At 59.6% G+C, this 18,312-nt stretch carries 16 protein-coding genes; 3 read left to right on the top strand and 13 right to left on the bottom strand.

Annotation, left to right across the window (positions count from 1 at the left end; genetic code table 11):
- Positions 1–3: 3 nt before the first annotated feature.
- Positions 4–303, top strand: coding sequence for a hypothetical protein (locus tag EYD00_RS15630; protein ID WP_004445373.1), 300 nt, complete (start codon positions 4–6; stop codon positions 301–303).
- Positions 304–390: 87 nt separating this feature from the next.
- Here the strand turns inward: EYD00_RS15630 and EYD00_RS15625 are convergent, their stop codons facing one another.
- On the bottom strand, positions 391–1,113 hold the full coding sequence (locus tag EYD00_RS15625) for a DUF72 domain-containing protein (protein WP_034496943.1): 723 nt from the start codon (positions 1,111–1,113) through the stop codon (positions 391–393).
- Positions 1,114–1,539: 426 nt separating this feature from the next.
- On the opposite strand from EYD00_RS15625, the gene EYD00_RS15620 reads away from it, so the two are divergent.
- Entirely contained in the window at positions 1,540–1,992 is a 453-nt protein-coding gene (locus tag EYD00_RS15620; protein WP_004445368.1) for a hypothetical protein, read from the top strand.
- A 114-nt stretch (positions 1,993–2,106) separates the two neighbouring features.
- On the opposite strand, the gene EYD00_RS15615 is transcribed toward EYD00_RS15620, so the two are convergent.
- Positions 2,107–2,724 (bottom strand): TetR/AcrR family transcriptional regulator, encoded by a 618-nt coding sequence (locus EYD00_RS15615; RefSeq protein WP_034496941.1) that lies wholly within the window; start codon positions 2,722–2,724, stop codon positions 2,107–2,109.
- An 87-nt stretch (positions 2,725–2,811) separates the two neighbouring features.
- Between EYD00_RS15615 and EYD00_RS15610 the strand changes: the two genes are divergently transcribed.
- Complete coding sequence (locus tag EYD00_RS15610) at positions 2,812–3,585, top strand: SDR family oxidoreductase (protein WP_034496940.1); 774 nt, start codon at positions 2,812–2,814, stop codon at positions 3,583–3,585.
- A gap of 362 nt (positions 3,586–3,947) precedes the next feature.
- Here EYD00_RS15610 and EYD00_RS15605 read toward each other — a convergent pair whose 3' ends face one another.
- The 11 genes from EYD00_RS15605 to EYD00_RS15550 all read right to left on the bottom strand — a co-directional run bounded on the left by EYD00_RS15605 (position 3,948) and on the right by EYD00_RS15550 (position 18,307).
- Positions 3,948–4,508, bottom strand: a complete 561-nt coding sequence (locus tag EYD00_RS15605; protein ID WP_034497585.1) for an NAD(P)H-dependent oxidoreductase — start codon at positions 4,506–4,508, stop codon at positions 3,948–3,950.
- Between the two features lie 51 nt (positions 4,509–4,559).
- Complete coding sequence (locus tag EYD00_RS15600; RefSeq protein WP_034496937.1) at positions 4,560–5,741, bottom strand: acyl-CoA dehydrogenase family protein; 1,182 nt, start codon at positions 5,739–5,741, stop codon at positions 4,560–4,562.
- A 113-nt stretch (positions 5,742–5,854) separates the two neighbouring features.
- Positions 5,855–6,958 carry an LLM class flavin-dependent oxidoreductase gene (locus tag EYD00_RS15595; RefSeq protein ID WP_004445361.1) on the bottom strand — a complete coding sequence of 368 codons (1,104 nt, stop codon included), beginning with the start codon at positions 6,956–6,958 and terminating at the stop codon, positions 5,855–5,857.
- 108 nt (positions 6,959–7,066) lie between these two features.
- Positions 7,067–8,200, bottom strand: a complete 1,134-nt coding sequence (locus EYD00_RS15590; protein WP_034496933.1) for an LLM class flavin-dependent oxidoreductase — start codon at positions 8,198–8,200, stop codon at positions 7,067–7,069.
- Positions 8,197–9,915 (bottom strand): dipeptide ABC transporter ATP-binding protein, encoded by a 1,719-nt coding sequence (locus tag EYD00_RS15585; protein ID WP_034496930.1) that lies wholly within the window; start codon positions 9,913–9,915, stop codon positions 8,197–8,199. The genes EYD00_RS15590 and EYD00_RS15585 overlap by 4 nt, the downstream gene beginning before the upstream one ends.
- Positions 9,894–10,739, bottom strand: a complete 846-nt coding sequence (locus EYD00_RS15580; protein WP_034496927.1) for an ABC transporter permease — start codon at positions 10,737–10,739, stop codon at positions 9,894–9,896. The genes EYD00_RS15585 and EYD00_RS15580 overlap by 22 nt, the downstream gene beginning before the upstream one ends.
- On the bottom strand, positions 10,736–11,746 hold the full coding sequence (locus EYD00_RS15575; RefSeq protein ID WP_034496926.1) for an ABC transporter permease: 1,011 nt from the start codon (positions 11,744–11,746) through the stop codon (positions 10,736–10,738). Before EYD00_RS15575 ends, EYD00_RS15580 begins: the two co-directional genes overlap by 4 nt.
- A gap of 37 nt (positions 11,747–11,783) precedes the next feature.
- Complete coding sequence (locus EYD00_RS15570) at positions 11,784–13,439, bottom strand: ABC transporter substrate-binding protein (protein ID WP_034496924.1); 1,656 nt, start codon at positions 13,437–13,439, stop codon at positions 11,784–11,786.
- 373 nt (positions 13,440–13,812) lie between these two features.
- Entirely contained in the window at positions 13,813–16,179 is a 2,367-nt protein-coding gene (locus EYD00_RS15560) for a molybdopterin guanine dinucleotide-containing S/N-oxide reductase (RefSeq protein WP_244465098.1), read from the bottom strand.
- A gap of 38 nt (positions 16,180–16,217) precedes the next feature.
- Entirely contained in the window at positions 16,218–17,594 is a 1,377-nt protein-coding gene (locus tag EYD00_RS15555) for an FAD-binding oxidoreductase (protein WP_034496922.1), read from the bottom strand.
- A gap of 110 nt (positions 17,595–17,704) precedes the next feature.
- Positions 17,705–18,307, bottom strand: coding sequence for a 2-hydroxychromene-2-carboxylate isomerase (locus tag EYD00_RS15550; RefSeq protein WP_034496920.1), 603 nt, complete (start codon positions 18,305–18,307; stop codon positions 17,705–17,707).
- Positions 18,308–18,312: the final 5 nt, after the last annotated feature.

Here is an 18,312-nt window from a genome sequence, read left to right as displayed (position 1 = left end):
AAAATGGACCAGCCGTGGCGTCACATGACAAGCGCACCGAAAGACGGTACCCGGATTCTCGTGACGATCCGCTCGTCGGAGCAAGGCCCGGCACAGGTGGATCTTGTTTATTGGTCCAATGGCGACCGGCTCGGAGCAGAAGGCTGGCGAGCTTCGGATTCCTCACCGGGTCGGATAATTGAATATGCGGAACCGGAGCTGAAGTGCTGGATGCCGGTTCCGGCGGCGAATACCGGTGGGCTCTCGGCGCCATCTCCCTGGGAAGGGGATGATGACCGCGAGCTTTTCGGATCCGGAATATGATGGGTGGAATTGCAGTGAATTTGCGGGAATATCGCGGTGTATCATCCCTGCCTCGTCCGCGGAACTGATATCGCAAGTGCACCTGCATCATCCTGATGCCCTGCGCGCAGGATCGCGTGCGGGTATGGATGTCATGCTCAGAGCATTCTCGATTGCAGCGCCTGAGGCGGTGTTGTCGAAGACGCACCAACCGTCAGGCGCAACGAGTTTGCAAAAGTGCCTGATCTCATCGTCGCTATAAGTGGAATAATAGATCTTTGGTTTTCCGTGCAGGCGAACATATCGCGGGGGTTCGTTGAAGGTTTCCGCAGGCCACACGAGCGCCGGATCGGCGAAAACGCGGTCAATCTTGTATGTTTTCAGCAAATCAACCGCTTCCTGCGACGCCCAGCTCTCGTGCCGGGCTTCAATGACAATCTGCCCGTTATCAGACCCACGCATCGCCTCGAACGCCCTGTCTGACGTCCGGATATCAAAGGCAAGCGATGGCGGAAGCTGACACAGAAGCGGTCCACGCTTTCGACCCAGTGGCGCAAGGTCTTCTATGAAAGTTTCAAACGGCTCGGCTATATCGTTCATTCTGCGCCTATGCGAAATCTCTTTGGGTATCTTTGCAGAGAAACGGAAGGTGTCGGGCACGGATTCAGCCCACCGCGCGAAGGTGGACGCCTTGTGCCGACGGTAGAATGTGGAGTTGATTTCGACTCCATCAAAGACCGAGGCGTAACGTTGAAGGCCGCTCCCTTCTCTCGGGAACCGGTCGGCCACCTTTCTCGGGATGGACCAGGCCGCAGTGGCAATGATTGGCAAATCGTGTCTCCTTCACCTCACCGGATCCAGTTCAACTCTTTAAAGCTCGATTTCAGCTCAAGAATTTGCTCCAGCCAAGTTCGTCTTAAAACCTCGTCGGCTGACAAGGTTCCGCGACGGTGATTCGGTTGGGGGTCCAGCCGGCTCTTTTCAGCGTCGCTTGCTGGTAAATAGCCGGTTGCAGCATCGAGACGGATCCGGGTGCTCGAATAGTATTCCCGTTACACAGCGTCGGATGTTGGCGTCTGCGTCTTCCCATGAAAGTAGCGATGAAACCGGACAATGACCCGGGAGCCGAGACTGACCGATGATTGAAATTTCCGCTGCTACCAGTTGGCTAATGGCTGAGTTCCGACCGGGCTTGGAACACTTCGACAAGGTCCGCGGTTTGTACCAAGGGTCAAGGCGGAAAAGAGAGGAGATATCATGTCTAACTCAAAATCCACGGATGGCGATTACGCCGAAAACACGGGTACGACCGACAATCGGTTCGGCTACTCGCTTGAAAGCCAGGCTCAGTTTGACGATGCCACCGAGATAGCGCGCGGAACGGCCGCCGGCGAAACCCTCAATGTTTATCGCCTTGAACCTGTTGCGGCGCCGGACGACCCACGCTGGCAGAATGCGCCTGCCCACGGAACCGTGGTCGTCGCAGCGCGGACGGCGGGTGATGCACGGATCGTCGCTGCAGGTGCGGAACTCGATTTCATGGAGATCGACGCCCTTCCCGCTGAAGACGTGTCGACGTTGAATGCAAGCGCCTTTAGAGATGAAAAACTCTATACGGTGATCGAAGTGGAACACGGTCGACAGGGTCTGACGCGAGGGGTGATGGACGGCGATGTCCGTATAGACACCATCAAGCCAGTGCAGATCTGAGAACGTGCCGACCCGAAGGGCTGCGCGATCCTCCGTTCTGCCGCAGGCTTTCAGTTATCAGCTCCGATCTGGGTAACGATATGATCGTCAGCTCACCCGGCGGGCCTGCTCCCGTCAGGGGATACGCGTTCCGGGCCAAGCTGCGAGGGCAAGGTCGATCAGCCGCTTCAGCAAGGCGTTGCAGGCGCCGTCGCAGGCTTGGGCGGACATGCCCTGGATGATTGCACCATAAAAGCGGGCAAGCGTGTCGGTATCGGTTCCCGCCGGCAGTTCCCCTTCGTCGACTGCACGGTCGAAGCGGGTCTTGAGGGCCTGCATTGATGCCTCGCGCAATGTCGCCGTCAGACGCGCTACGGACGCATTTTCTTCCGCATGCTGCAGGACGGCCGTGGAGACCATGCATCCGCGCGGCTTGTCCGGCTGGGTGTCTCCATCGGCAATATCGTAGAGGTAAAGCCTCAGAGCTTCGTAAAGCGGCAGATCGGACTGCAATATGGCGGATCGACGGCTGTTTTCACGAGCAATGCTGAAATCCAGCGCCTGGCGGTACAACTCCTCCTTCGATCCAAACATCGAATAGAGCGTCGGCGGATTGATGCCCATCGCTTTCGTCAGATCGGCGGTTGAGGTTCCTTCGTAGCCGCGCTCCCAAAACAGCCGTGCCGCGATGTCGAGCCCAACGTCGCGATCGAGCAGGCGGGGTCTGCCTCGTCTGCGGACTGGTGTCTCCATAAAATAGTGATCCCTATTATATTGTTGACAGATGCGCTTCGCTCATTATTATAGGGGTCACTATTTATTTTGGCAACGGAGTGATCAATGTCCAGGCGACTTGCAGACAAGACAGCCCTTATCACTGGAGGTTCACGCGGGATCGGCCGGGCGGTTGCCCTTGCCTTTGCCAGGGAGGGTGCCGCGCTGATTGGCGTGCATTATGCCGCCAACGCGGATGCGGCCAATGCCACGGTGCGCGAGATCGAAGGGCTCGGCGTCAAGGCCGTCGCCGTGAAGGCCGATCTCAGACAGGGCAAGAACGCGGCCGACAGCCTGTGGGCGCAGTTCAGCGAAGCAGCGCAGATCGAGACGGGCTCGACCGCTCTCGACATTCTCGTGAACAATGCCGGTATCGCGCCCGCACTGCCATTGACGCAGACGAGCGAAGCCGCGTTCGATGAGGTGATGACGATCAACTACAAGGCGCCGTTTTTCCTGATCCAGGCCGTGGCCGACCACATCCGTGAAAACGGCCGTATTATCAACGTCTCGACCGGGTTTACGCGCATCGCAGCGCCGACTCATCCCGCTTACGCCGCGTCCAAGGGCGCGCTGGAAACGTTGACATTGGCGCTGGCACCGGAGTTTGCCACGCGCGGTATCACAGTCAATGCCGTGCTGCCGGGTGTCACGGAAACCGACATGAATGCAGAGTGGCTGTCGTCTCCGGAAGCGCGCGCTGGCGCCGAAGCCCTCTCGGTATTCTCGCGCGTCGGAAAGGCGGAGGATATCGCCGACGTGATTACCTTCCTCGCATCCAGCGATGCCCGCTGGACGACGGGCCAGATGATCGATGCAACGGGCGGCGCCCGCATCTAGGGTACGTTGCTCTTGCTTTAGCTAAAGCTGTTCAAGCAAAAGCAGCCCACGAGGAGAGTCTGATTAAGTTCAGCTTGCTTGTCGTTTATCATCACATCCACGGGCGCTACGCGTGTCCGTGGCGTCGTTATCCCCTTGTGCGGTGCCGCCGAGCTACGCGCAAACGCGTGGTCGCGGACATGTGACGCGCCGATCCCTGCAGATTGATCCTGCCGGCACGCCGTCTAAACGCTTTGCACGACCATCGAGCGGGATGCAGCCCAAGGCAAAGCCACCGGCGCTGTCGCGGCGGGTTCCGCCGAATTCCGATAGCTTTCGGTCGCGCCTGCAGCCTGCCTTGGCAAAGGCCGTCCATTTCTAAATTATTCTGCCGCGATTGTTACGTTTCCGAAACGAGCTTTGACGAGAAGCGCGGCTTCTGCGATTGCCTGATTTACCCGGGCGTTCACCACGGGAGAAACCTGCCCTTCCACGTAATCCCGGCCGGAGGTGTAGATTGCGGTCGGCGTCACGAAGGCTTCGAAAAAGGCAAATAGCGGCCTGAGTTGGTGTTCCACCACAAGCGAGTGCCGGTCCCCGCCGCCTGTCGCCGTCAAGATGACAGGTTTGCCCCTGAGGTCGGCGGGATCGAGAAGATCGATGACGTGTTTGAATAGGCCGGTATAGCTTCCCTTGTAAGTCGGTGAACCGATCACCAGAGCTTCAGCGTCGATGATGGTCTGAACGACCTGCCGCGCGCTGACTTCCAGGTCTGCTACGGATCGTGCCGAGCTTAGGGAGGGGCCGAGATCCTCAACGTCGAAAACCTGATGTTGCAGGCCCAGTTGGCCGGCCAGCGCCTCGCTGACGCTTTCGACGAAGCGCTTTGTGCTTGATGGCCGCGATGTGTTGCCGGAGAAACCGACGATCAGATTGTTGCTCATTGAACTTTCTTTCGGGTGATCCTGCATAAATGCGGTTTCTGTCTGCGCGCCCTAGGCCGTCTTGAGAATCGACAGCCCGGCCGGATGTGCCGATCGATCATTCTCGCCGGTCTTCCACTTCTCAAAGGCGGCGCGTCCGAGAATGGCGACGGACGTGTCTTCCTGGGGTGCATGGACGAGGACTGACTGGATATCCCGGAAATGACGCTCGAGCCCGAGATCGGCATTGAGACCGGGGTTGCCGATGCCGCGGACCGCCAGCTGGACAGCGTCGCGGATTTGCCTCCCGGCGAGAAGGCGGGCCCTTATCAGGTGTTCGGCATCGCCAATATGGTTTGCGAGCGCGCCAAAGATGATCTGGCGGGCGCCGGCAACCAGAAGGTCGATTTCACCCGAGAGTTCAACGAAACGTTCCGTTTGCGCAATCGGGCGGCCAAGATTAGCCGGCACGCGCTCATGCGCGAAGCGGATGAACGCTTCTTGGGCGGCTTCGGCCGCGCCCAGATAGATGGCAGTGAGTGCAAGCGTCATTGCCGCGTGGCCGCGATTATCCTGCTGGGCGACCGAGGGATCAACGAGCTCCAGCACATTTTCTGCCGGGATTTCAACTTCGGTGTACTCGACATCGTGCGAACCGGTCGCCCGCATGCCGAGGCTTTTCCAGTTCTCGATAATCTTGATGCCGGGCAGACCGTTGGGGACGACGAAGGTGCCGACCCGTGGCTGAACCTCATCGGTATGCGCCCAGACGAGAAAATGGGTGAGGCCATAGGCACCCGTTACGAAGCGCTTGCGGCCCGTGATCGACCAGCCATTTGCCGTCCGGTGCGCACGCGTGGCCGGCAATCCGCCGCGGGCCGGCGACCCCAGCTCTGGTTCCACACGCGCGGCGTTCAGAAGAAGCGGCTGCTGCTTTGCCTGTGAAAGAAGTTCCCTATAGAGACCGTCCGGCCAATGGCCCTTCGTGGCCTGCCCGAGATGTGTAAAAATCGTCATTGCGCTGATAAGCGCTACAGAAGGATCGCCTCGCCCGAGCGCCGCCAGAATATGGGCTGCGGTGCTCAAGGTTCCTCCCGGTCCGCCATAACGCGTGGCCACCGTGCTTTCGAGAAGTCCAGCCTTATGAACGGCGCGAATACCGGGCCAAGGAAACTGACCGGTCTGATCCGCATCCGGTGCGGCTTCGGAAAGGACGCGCGCGGCTGCGTCGAGTGCGGTGGGGTCATAGGACATGCGGATAGCGGCTTTCTCATGGTCGGCAGGCGGGATCACCCGTCACAGGGGTGGATGATCCCGGTCTTGGAAGAGAGGTGGATCGGTCCGACGGCGTGGTCGGACTGCGGTGATCAGGCGGCTGCCTTCTTCTTCGCCTCTTCGCGTTCGCGAATACCCTCGCGGACGAGGGGCAGGATGTATCGTCCGTAGTCTACGGCATCATTATAGTTGTCGTATCCACGGATCGAAATCAGATCGGCGCCAAGGTCGATATAGTCGAGAATGGAGTCGGCGATCGTGCGTGGCGACCCGACCAGGGCGGTCGTCGCGCCGCTGGCATTGGTGGCGGTAACGGTCGGATACCAGAGTGCGCGGTCATGGACGTCGCCGCGCTTGGCGATATCCAGCAGACGCTGGGACCCGATATTGGCAGGAGGCGCTGCATTGACCGGGGCACGAGACAGGCCCTTCTGGCGGTTCTCGTTCAGACGGTCGAGAACCCTGTGCGCCTTTTCCCAGGCCAGTTCATCCGTTTCGGCGACGATCGGCCGGAATGTAACCCAGATCCGGGGGCGGTCGGTGCGTCCGGCTTTTGCGGCTTCGGCGTAGATACGGTCAATCTGCTGTTTTGTTTCAGCCAGCGGTTCGCCCCAAAGGCCGAAAATGTCGCAAAGGGAGCCGCCGATACGATAAGCAGCATCCGAAGAGCCGCCGAGCGAAATCGGGATAAGGCCATTGGTCGGACGCACGGCGCTGCGGAACTGCTTGAACTGGTAATATTTGCCTTCGAAATCGAACGGCTCCGTCGAAGCCCATGCAAGGCGAAGAATGCGGATATATTCTTCCTGACGCTCGTAGCGCTCTTCCTTGTTGAGGAAATCGCCTTCGCGTGCCTGCTCCTCGTCGCTCCCGCCCGCGATGAAGTGGACGACAACGCGCCCGCCGCTCAACTGGTCGAGTGTGGCGAGGGACTTGGCCGCAACCGTGGGATAGACCGTGTTGGGGCGGAGCGCGACAATGATCTTGATGTTCTTCGTGTGCGCAAGCACCGTCGCACCCAGCGTGAAGGGATCGAACGAAGAGGAGGAATAGGGAATGAGCGTGTAGTTGAACCCGTAGTCATCCAGTGCACGCGCGTAACGTTCCAGAAACAGCGGATCGACCGGAGCATCAGGGATGGGGTTCAGATCATTGGATGCGTTGGGAAAGCTGACGCTGATAAATTCCGCAGCCATGGGAGCTCCTTGGTGTTTCTAAATGTCGAGTGAAAGCTAAAGCCGATGTGGCATATGAGGAAGACAGGTCTTTCTATTTCTATGGAAAATGTAGAAAATATTGCCTGACTATTCTGGTGGCCTAGAACCGGCGATTGCCGCCGGGTCCGCATCTGCGTCATAAGGGCCGGGTTTCCACCCCAGGGAGGGAGCAACCGTCGTCGCAAGATCGGTGAGCAATCTTACGTTTTCGGTCAATCCGAAAGCCGGAGGCAAAAAGAGGACAAGCTCATCTGCGGCCGCCAGCCCGGGGTCACTCAGTACCGCCTCAATGACCTTATCCGGTGCGCCCTGAAAAACGGGGGAAATCATGGCTCCAGCCGGTTGGCCGGCAGGAGCCAGCGCACCCTTCGGGCGTGAGGCCGCAATGCCGACTGTGCGACGTTCAAGGTCATAGGCGGCATATTTTTCCCGCAGTTCCGGAGTGGTGCCGACCAGGATCGACGCTGCAACGGCGACCGGAGGCGGCGTTGTCTTCCAGATCCGCAGCCAGTGGGTGCGATAGGCATCGATGATACGCGCCTGATATTGGCCAAACGTCTCGCCTTCGTCCTGATCGTGAAGGACGGTACCGGAAATCAGGCCGATACCGAGTTCGGCGGCCTGAATCGCTGAATCGATACTGGCGGAGCCCTGTCGGATACGGCTGCGCAAGGTGGGGCTGTGTGGGGTCACCCGCAACTCGGCTCCCGGAGGCGCACCAACGTCGTTCGGCGTAACAACGTGGAGAACATCACCGGCAATGGCGGCAAGAAAACGCGACTGTCGCCGCTTTGCCTCTGTCCGGGCATCGGTATCCACGGATCCGAATACGGCATCGAACGCCCCATTTGCCCCGGTTGAAATCGCAAGTTCAAGCCGGCCGTCGATCAGCAGGTCGGTCGTGCCCGCCGCTTCGGCCAGCAGAATGGGGTCCTGATAACGCATCGGGATGACGGCGGAGCCAAGCGTAATGTGCCGCGTATGCTGGCCGGCCGCCGCAAAGAAGGGCAACGGCGAAGAAAGATAGTGGTCGAAATGGCGCTGATAGGCCCAGCCGGACTGATACCCAAGCCTTTCCGCCTGTCTGAACAATTCTATGCCCTGTCGGAGCCCCTTTGCCGGACCGTCATCGTCGTTGAATGATACCCGCGTATTGAAACCCAGCCGGCTTTTCGGCCGGAACAATGCGGGAAGGTCGCGCGACGCTGCTGCAATATTCATGCGAGTTGTTCCTTCCGCAGCGCGTGCGGGGCTGCATGGGTGCGGGCCGTTCCGGCGATGCCCGATGGGATGGAGTTCAGCAGCGACGCGGTGTATTCGTGTCGCGGATTGCCGAAAATCTCGGTGACGGTCCCATGTTCGACAATGCGGCCTCGCTGCATCACGGAAACGCTGTGCGCAAGTTGCCTGACGAGGGCGAGGTCATGCGAAACAAAGACATAGGTCAGTCCGAGCTTCGCCTGCAGCGACAGCAGAACCTCGACGATATCCGCCTGAACGCTGACATCGAGAGCGGATGTGGGTTCGTCCAACACGATCACATCAGGCTTGAGGACCAGCGAACGGGCAATTGCCACACGCTGACGCTGCCCGCCTGACAGGGCTGATGGCTTGCGTTCCATGAGGTGCTCGCTCAAGCCGACATTTGCGAGAGCTTGCCGCACCTGCTCGGATCGCTCCTTCGGAGTACCGATCTCGAATCTGTCGAGCGGCTCACGAACAAGCTGGCCCACCTTCCATGTCGGGTCGAGTGACGTGAACGGGTTCTGGTAAACCAGTTGCAGATGCCGCCATACCGACCGCAGGGAAGCGCTGCTCTTGCTTGTAACGCTCTCGTCGGCAACCGTGATGGTGCCGCTTTCCGGCTGCTCGAGCCCCAGCAGCAGGCGGATGGTCGTGGTTTTCCCGGAGCCGGATTCGCCGACAAGCGCGTGCGTCGTGCCTGCCGGAACCGTAAACGAAATATCATCCACAGCGGTCAGGGTTTTGCCATCGACGGTGAAGCGCTTGGTGACGCCGCTGACAGCGATCTTTGGCGATTTGTCACTATCGAGAAGGCTGAACCCCGGATCGCGAAATTTGGCATAACGCTCCGGGTTGAGCGCGGGCACGTCGCCATGGAGTTTTTTGGCATAGGGAGAGGAGGGGGAGGAAAAAACAGCCGATGTCCTGCCCGCTTCCTGCACGACGCCGTTCTTCAGCACGACGAGATTGTCCGCCCTCTCCGCCGCTATTGCGAGATCATGGGTGATGAGAAGCAGGCTGATGTTCAGCTCATCGCGAAGACGGGAGAGGAGATCGAGAATGCGTTTCTGGATTGTGACGTCGAGCGCCGACGTCGGCTCATCCGCCACCAGCAATGCGGGGCGCGGTAATATTGCGAGCGCGATCAGTACACGCTGCAGCATTCCGCCCGACAGTTGATGCGGATAGGAATCGTAAACCCGTTGCGGATTGTCGAGACCCACCTTCGCGAATGTTTCCAGAATGAGGAGCTTGCGGATTGCGGGGTTGGCCTCTTCCGTCAGCGCTGCCGCCTCCAGCGCCTGCGCGCCGATTGTTCTCACAGGATTGAGAGAGTTGCCCGGATCCTGCGGCACGAAGCCGATTTCGCGGCCACGAAAAGGCCTGAAGCGCCGTTCCGGCAATGCCAGAATGTCCTGCCTGTCGAAAACAACCCGGCCCGTGGCGTTTGCGCCGTTGGGAAGCAGTCTTAGTACAGCCTTTGCGATGGTCGACTTTCCCGAACCGGATTCTCCGATCAGCGCAAGACTTTCGCCACGCCCAAGCTCGAAGCTGACACCGTGCACGACCTCCTGCCGCCCGTAGGACACGGCAAGATTTTCAACGCCGAGCAGGGGTATGGCGGGCTGCGGTGCCTCTGCCACTATCCGGGGAGGGGTCGGCGCTGTTTTCAATGCGATTTGCGAAGCCATCGGCTGATCCTGTTGACAGAGAGGACGGTCACGATCGTAACGAACGCGGGCGCATAAACGAGCCAGGGCCATTTGAGGTAGTCCTTGCCGATCGAGATCAGCAGGCCCCAGTCGGAAGAGGGCGGCGGATCGCCGTAGCCGAGGAAGGCGAGGCTGGCGATGACGAGAATGGACTCGCCGAATTGCAGGACGGCCAGCGGCAACATCGAGCGGGATGCGTTTGGCAGCACATGTCTCAGCACGATGTAGCCGCGTGAGCCACCCGAGAGAAACGATGCCTCCACGAAGGTCGCCTGACGCGTCTTGATGACCTCTGAGCGCGCCACACGGGCGAAGAAGGCGATCGCCGATATGCCTGTAGCAATGGCGGCGTTGATTGTCTCGAAGCCGATTGCGGTGACGATGATGACCGCCAGCAGGAACTTCGGGATGGATAACAGCACGTCGACAAAACGGGCAAAGACGATATCCACCCAGCCGCCGAAAAATCCGGCAAGCAGACCGATCACACCGCCGATGACGACGCCGATGACGACAGCGACCAAAGCGCTCGATACAGATGAAGCGGTGCCATAAACGACCCGTGTATAGAGATCGCGCCCGAGATGATCCGTGCCGAACCAATGGGCAAAACTTGGCGCAAGAAGCTTGTCAGCCGGGACGCCGTTGATCGGGCTTTGGGTGGTGAAAAGCTGCGGTGCAATCGACCAGGCGACGACGATTGCGATGACAAGCACGGAGAGGGCGACCGTTGCAGTTATGTTGAGAGTTTTCAGTCTCTCCAACGGATTGCTGATGGAAGCCGGGCTGGAAATAAGGCTCATGGTTTGGCCCCCGTTTCAAGGCCAAGCGACGTGTCGTCGATCGTCGACAGGCGGCGTTTTCGGCCAACGATAATTTTCACCCTTGGATCGAGCAGCGGATAGAGGAGATCGGCGATGAGGTTGACGACGACGAACACCACGGCCCCCAGCGAGACGATCGCCTGCAGGACCGGCAGATCCTGAGTGCTGACGGAACGCTGGACGAGACTGCCGATACCGGTGCGGCCGAATACCGTCTCAGTAATCAGCGAGTTGCCCAGAAGTTCGCCGACGGTGAGGGCGATAACCGTCACCACGGGCAAGGAGGCAGGCTTGAGGAGATGTGTTGCAAAAAGCCGTCTTGGCCCGATGCCGCGACTGCGGGCAACCGCTGCGTAATCCTGCTCTGCCTCATGATCGAGATTGGCGATCAGGACCTCCGCGATCTGTGCGGAAAACGGTATGCCGATGGTGATCGCCGCAAACAGCGTGGCCCAGAAACTGTCGGGTTCGATGACCCGGAACAGCCTGAGCTGAAAACCGAAAAGGTGGATCAGAAACAGGCCGATGACGAAATTGGGTGTCGACAGGAACAGGGAAGGGAAGGCACGCAGCAATCCCTGTCCGTAACGCTTCGGCACGACCTGCGTGCCGTAGGCGACCGCAAAGGCGAGGATCAGCGCCACGGTCAGCCCGGCGGTGGCCAAGACCAGCGTCGATGGCAGCACCTCGGCGATGAGCGTCGAGACCGGTCGGTTGGAGCGCATCGAGATGCCCAGATCGCCTGTCAGGAAGGCCGACAGGGAGTGCCAGAGCTGCACGATGATCGGCTGGTCCAGCCCCTGTGCCGCAATGATTTCGGTAATCTCCTGCTCGGTAAAGCCGTTCTGCGGGTTGCGCAGAACGCTGGTGATCGGGTCGCCAGGCAGGACGCTGACGACCACGAAGGTGAAGACATAGGCCAGAAGGATGACGACGATCGCCTGGCCGAGCCGCTTTGCGGCGTAGGTTAGGTAGGCATTGCTCATGCCGTCACCTCCTTGACGTTACTCGGTGGTGCTGGCGTCATTCGGCAATGAAAGCTGTGTAATAGCTGGCATAAGCGACGCCGTTATAGACTTCGCCCTTCAGCTTCGGCGATTGCACGTAAATGCGCTGAACGATTTGCGTGCGCGGGATGAAGTAGCCCTGTTCCAGCACGTATTTTTGCAGGCCATCGAGCAGAGGCTTCCGATCCTCGACGGAACCTGCACCAGCGATCTTGTCGCGCAGGTCGTTGAGCGTCGCATCACGCTCGTCCAGCGCAAACCAGTTCTCGCCATTATTGGCGTTGGTCAGGATGCTTGCGACCGTACCGGCGTCGATAAAGCTGCGGGTGACTTCATATGTCGGAACGGCGGCGCCACCGAATTTGACCTTCTCGCCAAAGGTCACGACATCATAAGCCCTGATATTGACCTTCCATCCAAGCCGGCCGAGCTGCTGGGCAATCAGCTCATCGACTGATTTCGAGGTTGCCAGATAAGGATTGGAATGGATCGTCAATTCCAGCGGCTTGCCGTCCTTCACGCGAACGCCGTCCGCACCCTTGACCCATCCGGCTTCGTCCAGAAGCTTTTCCGACTTGTCCGGGTTGTAGGCGAGGAGATCGCTGTGATCCGTGGCTCCCGGGACGTTGCTCTGGATGAAGGACGTCGCGAGCTTCCAGTCCTGCGTATAGACTGTGTCGATGATTTCCTGACGGTTGATACCTGCCTGGAGTGCCTGACGCACCTTCACATCATCATAGGGCTGAAGCTTGGTGTTGACGGCCCAGCCGTTGACGAAGCCGAGATAACGCGGGGTCGCGATGGTGAAGCCTTCCTCCTTGAGCGATTTCAGTTCCTGGGGCGAGGCGTTGTAGGCGACATCCGCCTGACCGGACTGAACGGAGGCGACGCGAAGGGATGGCTCAGAGACCAGCTTGTAGGTGATGGTATCGAGATAGGCGGGGCCGGTGTGGCCGACTGCGGCGGGACCCCAATTATAGTCCTTGCGCTTGACCAGGGTGACGTGGTCGCCCTCTTTCCAGGACTCCACCACATAGGGTCCGCTGCCGGCGGTCTTGCTGAGGTCCGCCTGCTGGCCGGCAGGCTGGGCAATGGTCTTGGGAGAGATCAGGATGGAGCCGTGGTAGCCAAGCGTCGGAATGAACCCGAGCGTCGGCTTCTTGAAGAAAACCTTGACCGTCGTCGCATCAACCGCTTCGGCGTGATCATAGGTCTTGGGGAAGAGGCCGATCGGGTTGATGCCCTCGTTCTTGCGGCCGGCATACCAGATGTCGAGATTGGCAACGACGGCCTTGGCATCCAGCGGTTCGCCATCGGAGAAAGTCACGCCGCTTTTGAGGTGGAGGGTGAACTCCGTCGCGGTGTCGTTCTGCTCCCAGCGCTCGGCAATCCACGGGCTGACCTTGCCTTCGGCATCGACGTACAGCAGCTTATCCGTGACATGACCCCATATGTGGCCCTGGAAACTGGAGATCGCGCTGTTATTGGGGATCCACGTGTCGCCCAGGGAATCGATCAGAAACGTGATGTCACCGCCATCATGTGGCGTGTCTGCGGCCACAGCCCTCAAGGGTGCAGCCGTCGATAAAAACAGCGAGGCCGAAACAGCGAGCGAAGCCGTAAGAAGCAGGCGGCGACGCGAAAGAGACGATGAGAAAGGACGCTTTGTCATTGTATGATCCTGAAAATTCCAAGGTTTTTCGTTGCAATTTCCGCATCTCCTGGGATGCGCGTGCTTCTGCGGTGGCTGCTCAAACGCATGTCAAACCGTTGCCGCGCCGGCCTCTCGGCCGAGCAGGAGAATGCTTGAGTTCATTGGTGGCCTGATTGGGCGACGCGACGCTAGCGAGCGGTTCCCGAGAACCTGCGTGGCAGAGGAGCGCGCCCGCTTCTACATATTCCAGTCATGGCGCGATCCCCTTCTGCGCTGTCCGTCTTGCCCTTAACCTAGCAGTCAGGCGTGAGGGAGAAAGACTGGTTATTCTTTTTCTATGGATTTAGTGAATTATTTTATCGTCATTTCGGCGGCTGTTTGGATTGGTGTTTCAGGGCCCCTTGGAATGCGGGGTTCCGGCGTGGAGTGACGACGGCTCGGCGTCTGGGCCGACCTGTTCTCGCGATAGAAATCGCATTGCCTGGAAAATTGTCACGGGCGGCAGAGCCCCGGTGAAACGCTCGATCTCCACCTTCGCGATCTGGCCGGTCGATGCCTGCGACAATTTCGATGTGCCGATATCGCGGGTCAGAATATTTGGATTTCCGTGGATGCATATCGAGTTTTCGGCAGTTGGATCCTCTGGTTCGAACCAGGCGCCGGTAGCGAGCTGCATTACCCCCGGCATGACGTCTTCACTGAGAAGGGCGCCCGCCAGGCAGCTGCCGCGCTGATTGAAAAGCCTCACGACATCGCCGTCAGATATTCCACGGGCCGAGGCGTCGGCTGGATGGATACGGACGGGCTCCCTGTCCATGATCTTGGTGGAACGGCTGAAATCACCATAGTCCAGCTGACTGTGCAGGCGTTGATATGGTTGATTGCAGACGAGATGCAGCGGATAGAGGTGCGCATCGTCTGGAGTTTCCACTCTGGGTGGATACCAGCGTGGATGACCCTTGCAGTCATCGTAACCGAAACCCTCAACGGTCCCGGAAGAAATCTCGATCTTTCCTGAGGGGGTCGCCAGCGGTTTCGTGGCGGGATTATCAAGGAAAGCGCGCGCCGGTCCACCGTCGTCCGGCTTGACTGGAAGGGACAGTTCTCCGCGTTCCCAGAAGGTTTCAAAGTCCGGCGCCTCATGGCCCGACGCGGCAAGTGCCTGACGGGTCGTTTCGTATAGAAAGGCAAGCCATTCTCCGCTGCTGCGGTTTTCGGTGAAGGCCTCGAACCTGCCGAGTTCGCGGGCAATGCCGGCGAATATTTCGTAATCGTCGCGTGCTTCGCCGACGGGGGCGATCAGGCGCTTCATGGCGATCATCAGCGGATCGCGATCGGCGGCGCCGATGTCGTCACGCTCAAGCGTGGTCGTGGCGGGCAGCACGATATCGGCGTGTCTGGCGGTGGAGGTCCAGGCGGACTCGTGGACGATGATCGTTTCCGGCCGCCTGAAAGCGGCTCGCAACCGGTTGATATCCTGATGATGGTGAAATGGATTGCCGCCCGCCCAATAGACAAGCCGGATGTCAGGATAAAGAAGCGTGCGCCCATTGTAATGGAACTCGGCGCCGGGATTGAGCAGCATATCGGAGATGCGTGCGCAGGGAATATAGTCCGGCACAGGGTTTTTGAATTGCTGCAGCGTTGGCAGGGGAACGGCGAGCAGGTTCTTGCCGATATTGCCCAACGCGCCAAGGGAATAAGAAAATCCGCCGCCGTCCGATCCGATCTGGCCGAGCATGGCGGCAAGCACAATGCCCATCCACACCGGCTGCTCTCCGTAATCGGCCCGCTGCAGCGAATGACTGACGGTGATCAGGGTTCTCGAACCGGCCATCCTGCGCGCCAGCTTGCGTATCGTGTCCGGCGCGATGTTGCAGATTTCGGCCGCCCATTCCGGGCTTTTGTGCTGGCCGTCCTCCCTGCCGAGAAGATAGTTTTCAAACCGGTCATATCCGACCGTATAACGCTCCAGAAACGTCCGGTCGTGCAGGCCTTCCGTAACGAGGACGTGCGCCAGCCCGAGCATCATCGCCACGTCGGTGCCCGGGATGATGGGAAGCCACTCGGCATCCGCCTCAGCGGGGAAATCGTCTGCCAGAGGGCTGATGAATGTGAAATGCGCACCGCGAGCCTTCGCGCCGGCAAGTTTTTGCCGGACCGTGTGCGTGCTGATCCCTCCGCCGTGGACATCGGCATTCTTGATCGCCATCCCGCCAAAGGCGAGCACCAGCTCGCTGCTGCGTTCGATGGCATCCCAGGTCACGCTCTTTCGGTCGAAGCTGTCATAAGGGCCCAGGACATGGGGGATTATGACCATGGCCGCACCGGAACTATAGGTGTTGACCGACCGGACATATCCGCCGAGGACATTCAAGAAGCGGTGGATCTGGCTTTGCGCGTGATGAAAGCGACCGGCACTGGACCAGCCGTAGGAGCCGCCGAACACGGCGCTTGGACCGTGACTGTCGTAGACCCGCCTCAGTTCGTCGGCGACCAGTGTCGTCGCTTCGGCCCAGCTGACCTCGACATAGTCGTCAGCGCCCCGTCGCTGTGCATGGTTGGTTTCGCGCTCAAGCCACCCCCGCCGGACAGCGGGCCGTCGGATGCGGACGGGGCTGTCGGCGATCGCCGGAAGATTGCCCAGTAGCGGGGATGGATGGGGGTCGCCGGAGTGAGGCTTTATCTCCAGTCGCCCATTTGTGAGCCGCCCGGAGAAGGCCCCCCAGTGAGAACTGTGAGTCTTGAAGGAATTCATCGTGTCGTCCCAGCGGTCGCGGATCGCAAAGTAACATTCTATCTCGGCAGGATTTTGCCGGGATTCATGATGCCGGCTGGATCGACTGCATGTTTGATGAGCGCCATAAGATCGACCGCGTCACCATGTTCTTCACGCAGGTAGGCGATCTTGCCGGTGCCCACGCCATGTTCGCCGGTCGAGGTGCCGCCGACCGAGAGGGCGTATTGCACCATCTTCTTGTTGATGGCCGCCACCTCGCCGAGCTCTTCCGCATTGCCGGGATCGACCGCGAAGACGACATGATAATTGCCATCGCCGACATGGCCGAGAATGGCAGCCGGTACGCTGCAATCCTGCAGGAGCTCGCGGGTCTTCAATATGCAGTTGCTGAGCTGCGAGACCGGAACACAGACATCCGAAGACCAGCCTTTGGCGTTTGGCCTTTGCGATACGACAGCATAAAATGCGTTGTGGCGCGCTTTCCAGAGGCGATTGCGTTCTTCAGGGGCGTTGGCCCACTCGAAATCCTTGCCGCCATGGTCTTCCACAATGGCGGACACCATATCGACCTGCTCCTGGACGCCGGCGGGCGAGCCGTGAAACTCGAAAGCCAAGGTGTCCTGGATCTTCAGCTCCAGCCCGGAATAGGCATTGACGGCCGTGATCAGGCCACGGTCCATGAGCTCCATGCGGGCGACGGGGATGCCGAGTTGCACGACCTGAATGGCCGCCGCGACTGCCTGTTCGACGCTCTCGAAAGAGCAGAGCGCCGCCGAGATGGTTTCGGGTATTCCATAGAGGCGAAGGGTTATTTCGGTGATGATCCCCAGCGTTCCTTCCGAACCCACGAACAGCCGCGTCAGGTCGTATCCGGCAGAAGACTTTCTGGCGCGACCGCCGGTTTTGATAACCTGGCCGGTCGGCAGCACCACGGTCAGGCCCAGTACGTTTTCACGCATTGTTCCGTAGCGGACGGCGTTGGTGCCGGAAGCGCGGGTTGCAGCCATGCCGCCAATCGAAGCGTTTGCGCCGGGATCGATGGGAAAGAACAGTCCCATGTCTCGCAGATATGTGTTCAACTGCTCCCGCGTTACCCCGGCCTCGACCGTACAATCCAGATCTTCACTGCTGATACGGGTGATTTTCGACATGCGTGAAAGGTCGATTGAGACCCCGCCATTGACGGCTGTCAGATGTCCTTCCAGCGAAGTGCCGGCGCCAAAAGCGATGACGGGCACCCTTTCCGCCGCACATAGCCGCACGACCTCGGACACTTCGGAGGTGGTTTCCGCGAAAGCGACCGCATCGGGAAAGGCGGCTGCGTGATGCGCCTCGCCGCGCCCGTGCTGCTCGCGCAGTGTCGGCGACGTTGAAAGACGCTCCCCGAGGAGGTCTCGCAGGGATCGGATGAGAGAAGGAGACAGGTCAGGCATAAAACATTCCGTGTAGGCGGGTCGCAAAACGCTGCGACAGACTTACAAACCTTGAGGGCGAGGCGCGCGGCTGGCGACGCCAGACCGTCTCCGCCATCTGGCGGTGAACATCAGGCGGCCAGTTTTTCGCCTCTGAGATGACGCTCAAGGAACGGAAGGCTGTCCTGCCCCCAGTAGAGTTCATCCTGATAGCGATAGGTCGGAACCCCGAAAACACCGGCGGCCCTGGCAGCTTCGAAGCTCGCCTTCTGCAAGACAGCAACCGCGTCGCTTTTGCCATGTTCATCGAGGGCTACAGCATCGAAGCCTGCGGCCATCGCGATGGCCTGGCGGATGTCGGCCTTGCCGATGTCTTCACGGCGGACCCAGAAAGCCTCCTGCAGTGCAACTGCAAGCTTCAGCCAGTCTTCACCCTTCTCGATTGCCGCCGCAACCATCAGGCCTGCCGGGGACGGATCCGAGAGCGCAGCGCGATTGTCGAAATTGAGCACTTTTCCGCGCAATGCCGCCCACCGCTTCAGATCCGTGATCCAGTAGGCACGTCTGGCCTCCGGGCGATTTTTTGAGTAAATGCCACCGTTTTCCTCGATCAGCGGAATAAGGTGAGGGCGGATAGTGGCGCCCTGCTGTTTCGCCAGGGCAGCAAAGGGTTCAACACCAATGAAGGCCCAGGGTGAACCGATGCTGAAGAAATAATCGATCGTCTTTGTCATTGTCT

This window comes from Agrobacterium sp. 33MFTa1.1, from assembly GCF_004328495.1.
In the GTDB taxonomy this organism is placed as follows: domain Bacteria; phylum Pseudomonadota; class Alphaproteobacteria; order Rhizobiales; family Rhizobiaceae; genus Agrobacterium; species Agrobacterium pusense.
This window is presented reverse-complemented; position numbering and strand designations above follow the sequence as displayed.